This window comes from Mesorhizobium sp. M2A.F.Ca.ET.039.01.1.1 (genome assembly GCF_003998035.1).
Taxonomy (GTDB): Bacteria; Pseudomonadota; Alphaproteobacteria; order Rhizobiales; family Rhizobiaceae; genus Mesorhizobium.
The window spans coordinates 1-4,002 of record NZ_RZRY01000581.1 but is presented as its reverse complement, the minus strand read 5'-3'; the positions used below and the strand labels follow the sequence as shown (position 1 = coordinate 4,002).

At 65.7% G+C, this 4,002-nt stretch carries 4 protein-coding genes and 1 pseudogene; 2 read left to right on the top strand and 3 right to left on the bottom strand.

Translation table 11 applies throughout. The annotated features are described in order from the left end of the window. Nucleotides 1-191, top strand: a pseudogene (locus EOA24_RS29710) (MaoC family dehydratase); the annotation flags it as partial. Nucleotides 192-339: 148 nt separating this feature from the next. Here EOA24_RS29710 and EOA24_RS29705 read toward each other — a convergent pair. The 3 genes from EOA24_RS29705 to EOA24_RS29695 are packed head-to-tail and all read right to left on the bottom strand — an operon-like array spanning nucleotide 340 to nucleotide 3,294. Then, nucleotides 340-1,176 carry a DMT family transporter gene (locus EOA24_RS29705; protein ID WP_126082232.1) on the bottom strand — a complete coding sequence of 279 codons (837 nt, stop codon included), beginning with the start codon at nucleotides 1,174-1,176 and terminating at the stop codon, nucleotides 340-342. Then, complete coding sequence (locus EOA24_RS29700) at nucleotides 1,173-1,754, bottom strand: TetR/AcrR family transcriptional regulator (protein WP_126082233.1); 582 nt, start codon at nucleotides 1,752-1,754, stop codon at nucleotides 1,173-1,175. The genes EOA24_RS29705 and EOA24_RS29700 overlap by 4 nt, the downstream gene beginning before the upstream one ends. A 55-nt stretch (nucleotides 1,755-1,809) precedes the next feature. Further along, nucleotides 1,810-3,294 (bottom strand): PLP-dependent aminotransferase family protein, encoded by a 1,485-nt coding sequence (locus EOA24_RS29695; protein ID WP_245467010.1) that lies wholly within the window; start codon nucleotides 3,292-3,294, stop codon nucleotides 1,810-1,812. Between the two features lie 102 nt (nucleotides 3,295-3,396). Here EOA24_RS29695 and EOA24_RS29690 point away from each other — a divergent pair. Beyond that, the coding region (locus EOA24_RS29690; protein ID WP_133374673.1) for a DMT family transporter at nucleotides 3,397-4,002 on the top strand (606 nt) is incomplete at its 3' end.

Sequence of the window (4,002 nt, the reverse complement as noted above, 5' to 3'; positions counted from 1 at the left end):
TCCTGGCGCCGGTCAAGGCCGGGGCGCGCATCAGGCTGCGCACGACGCTGCTTTCCATGGAGGATCGCGGCCCCGGCCAGTATCTTATGAAGGCCGCCAACACCGTAGAGATCGAAGGCGAGCAGAAGCCGGCGCTGACCGCCGAGACGCTGGTGATGATGTATGAGCGCCGCAAGCGGGCAGGCGCTTAGAGGCCGTTTGGAAATTCTACTCCGGCAGCCATCTGGGGGCGTTTCTGCGCTTCCGGTGCTCACGGACGCAGAGTCCGCTCCGCTCCGGTTCTCGAAACCGCACCAATGACTCGCCAGAGCGAATTTCGAAACAGCCTCTCGGCCGTAGTCAACCATGATAGCCAAGGCAGATAGCGCCTAGCGCGACAACGCCACAGGCCGCAATGCGCTTCGGCGTCAGCGTCTCGCCCAGGAAAAGCCGTCCGATCAGCACCGCGAAAACCACGCTCGTCTCGCGGATGGCCGTGATCGGACCGGCCGGCCCGAGCGCGAAGGCCGCAACCACGGCGCCGTAGGCAATCAGGGCGAAAATCCCGCCGCCAAGCGCCTTCAGCGCGTCCGGTGAACGAAAGTCCACCGTGAGCTTGCCGCGGCAGATGATGAACGTGACCGGGAGCAGCACGCCGTAGGTCAACAGCACCCAGGCCGTGTAGGCGCCCGAGCTTCCCACCGAGCGGACACCGATGGCATCGACCGTCGCATAGGCCGCGATGATCACGCCGGTCGCCAAGGCATACAGGATTGATTTGGTCGCCGCGCGCCCTTTGCCAAGGGAAAGGCTCATGATGCCGAGCGCGGCGAGGACGACGCCAAGGGTCTGAAGCGTGCTCAGGCGCTCGCCGGCCAGAACGAAACCACCAACCGTCACCAGGAGCGGCACAGAGCCGCGAACGATCGGGTAGACCTGTCCCAATTCACCGTAGCGATAGGCCGCCACGAGAAAGAGGCTGTAGCCGACCTGAAGGCAGCCCGAGAGAACGATATAGGGCCAGGCCGATGACACTGGAAGGGGATGGAAGATCGCCAGCGGAATGGCGGCGATCGTTGCCGAGAAGCTCATGACCGTGACGGTCCACAGTCTGTCGCTGCCGGTTCGCAGGAAGGCATTCCAGCTGGCGTGCAGGATCGCGGCGAACAGTGCCAGGCCAATGACCGTCGCGCTCATCGCGGTCTCCCCGGCGCGGCGAGGATGGCCATTGCCGCCTTGCGGGCGTCGCGAATGGCGGAGTCTGGCTGCCCCATCCGGGCCATCAGCGTCGCGCCCTCGATCAGCATTAGCAGGGCGGCGGAAGTGCTGTCGGCTTCGTCGGTGGGCATCGTCTCTTCGAGGATCAGCCGCATCCGGCGCTTGAGGTCGTTCTTCTGCCTGGCGGCGGCCTGAAACACCGGGTGCGCCGGATCGCCGAACTCGGCCAGGGCATGCGCGAACAGACAGCCGTGGAAGTCGGCGCTGTGGAACCAGCGACCGTACCAGTCGAAGATTATGCCGATTTTCCGTTCGGGCGTGGCCGCCTGTTCGGCGAGACGGTCGAGTTGACGTTCGAAGCGCCCCGCACGGTAGGCCAGGACCTCGACCATCAAATCGTCCTTGCTGGGAAAGTGCCGGTACATGGTCATCTTGGCCACGTCGGCTTCGGCGATGATGCGGTCGATGCCGGTGGCGTGGAAGCCCACGCGCTTGAACAGGCCATAGGCGGTTTCAACGATATGCTGGCGCTTGTCGGTTCTGGCCGGTTCGGTCATGATAGTGGCGGTGATGAGACAGGTCTGTCTATCTACGCCTGCGCGACGAGGCCTGTCAATTGCCGGTTGGACCGGAGGCGGGAGGCAAGCGCGACGGGCCTCCGGCTTCGAGCCCGGTCGCACCTACGCGGCTTTGCGGCGGAGCCGCCATCGCGTTATTTAGGGCCCTGAAAATGCGCTGATCTTCGCATTGCGCCACGTTGAAGCGCATGAAGCGGCCGGCGGTGTGCGACAGGCTGAAGGCGTTGCCTGGCGCCAGCACGACATTGTCCGACAGCGCATTGCGCGCGACTTCCGCCGCGTCGATGCCGTCGGGCAAGCGGCACCAGAGGAACATGCCGGCAGGCTGGTCGATCCAGGGCGTGATGCCCATCGCCTTCAGCCTGCCGGCGGTCTCGGCCATGGCGCGCGACAGGCGCGTGCGCAACTGCTCGATATGCTTGCGGTAGCTGCCGTCCTTCAACAAGGTCAGCACCAGGTGGGCCGACAGCCGCGCACCGCCGAATGTCGTGGCGATCTTGAGATCGGTCAGGCCTTCCATCCAATCGGGTGGCGCCGCGATGAAGCCGCAGCGCACCGAGGCCGACAGCGTCTTGGAGAAGGAGCCGATCTGGACAACGCGCTGCAGCCCGTCGAACGCCGCGAGCCTTGGGGCAGCGCTGTGCTCGAAGTCTGCGAAAATATCGTCCTCGACGATGGTGAGATCCGCCTGGTCGGCGAGCTTCAGCAACCGATGCGCGGCGACCGGCGACAGGATCGCGCCGGTCGGGTTGTGGATGCCGGAATTGGTGATGTAGAGGCGCGGCCGATGCTCGGCGAGCGCCGCGGCGAAAAGCTCGATATCCGGTCCCGAAGGCGTGTAAGGCACGCCGACCACTTTGGCCTGATGGGCGCGCATCAGAGCATGAAAGTTGAAGTAGCAGGGATCGTCGACCAGCACGGCATCGCCGGGCTCGATCAGGAAGCGGCACAAAATGTCGATGGCCTGGGTGCCGCAGTCGGTTAGCATGATCTGGTCCGGCGAGACCTCGACGCCATGCTCGGTCATGCGCCTTGCCAGCAATTGGCGCAGCGGCGCTAGGCCAAGCGGCGTGCCATAGTCCGCTAGCGCCACGTCGTCAGCGCGCGCCGCGCTGCGCAGCGCCCGGCGCAAGGCAGCCTGCGGCATCCAGGACGCCGGCAGCCAGCCGCAGCCGGGCTTCAGCATCTCCTCGCCGGCTTCGAGCGATTGCCGCGACACCCAGAGGGGGTCGACGGCGCGGTCAAGCCGAGGGCCGATCTTGGCGAGTGACAATGGCGCAAGCTGGCCGGCGGCGTAGAAACCCGAACCCGGGCGCGAACGGATCGTGCCTTCCGCGGTGAGGCGCTCATAGGCTTCGACCACGGTCGACTTCGAAACCTGCATGGATTTGGCCATGGCCCGTATCGACGGCAGGCGGGCTCCGGGCGTCAGCGTGCGCGCCGCGATACGCTGGCGGATCGCCGCCATGACGGTTTCGACGAGGGTGGCGCCGCTGGCATTTGGGCCTGATGTGTCCATCTGTACTTCCCTGCCGACCATTACAGTTTTGTGGAATTGTACTCCATTGTCTCTGGCGACACCATGGCCTGCGCCGGTAGGGAAGCGCAAACGGAGCAGATCATGGAAAAGAGTTTCGACGGCTGGCTCAGCGGCTTCATCGGCGTGCTGATCTTCAGCGGATCGCTGCCGGCGACGCGGCTGGCGGTGATGGATTTCGACCCGACCTTCCTGACGGCGGCACGGGCGGCGATCGCCGGCCTTCTGGGGATCGCGATGCTGCTGCTGTTCCGCGAGAAACGTCCGGAGCGAGGGGATCTGGTCTCGCTGGCCGTCGTCGCGCTGGGTGTCGTGGTCGGCTTCCCGTTGCTGACGGCGCTGGCGTTGAAGCATGTCACCTCGGCGCATTCGATCATCTTTGTCGGCCTGCTGCCGCTGGCGACCGCGATCTTCGGCGTGCTGCGCGGCGGCGACCGTCCGCGCCCGGCTTTCTGGCTGTTCTCGTGCTTTGGCAGCGCTTTGGTCGCCAGCTTTGCCCTGGCGCAAGGCGTGACTGCCTCACCGGTCGGCGACGGCCTGATGCTCGGCGCCATCATCGTCTGCGGGCTGGGCTACGCCGAAGGGGCCAAGCTGTCGCGCAAGCTCGGCGGCTGGCAGGTGATCTGCTGGGCGCTGGCGCTGTCGCTGCCGGTCATGCTGGCGTTGAGCTTCGCGACGCTGCCGCCATCC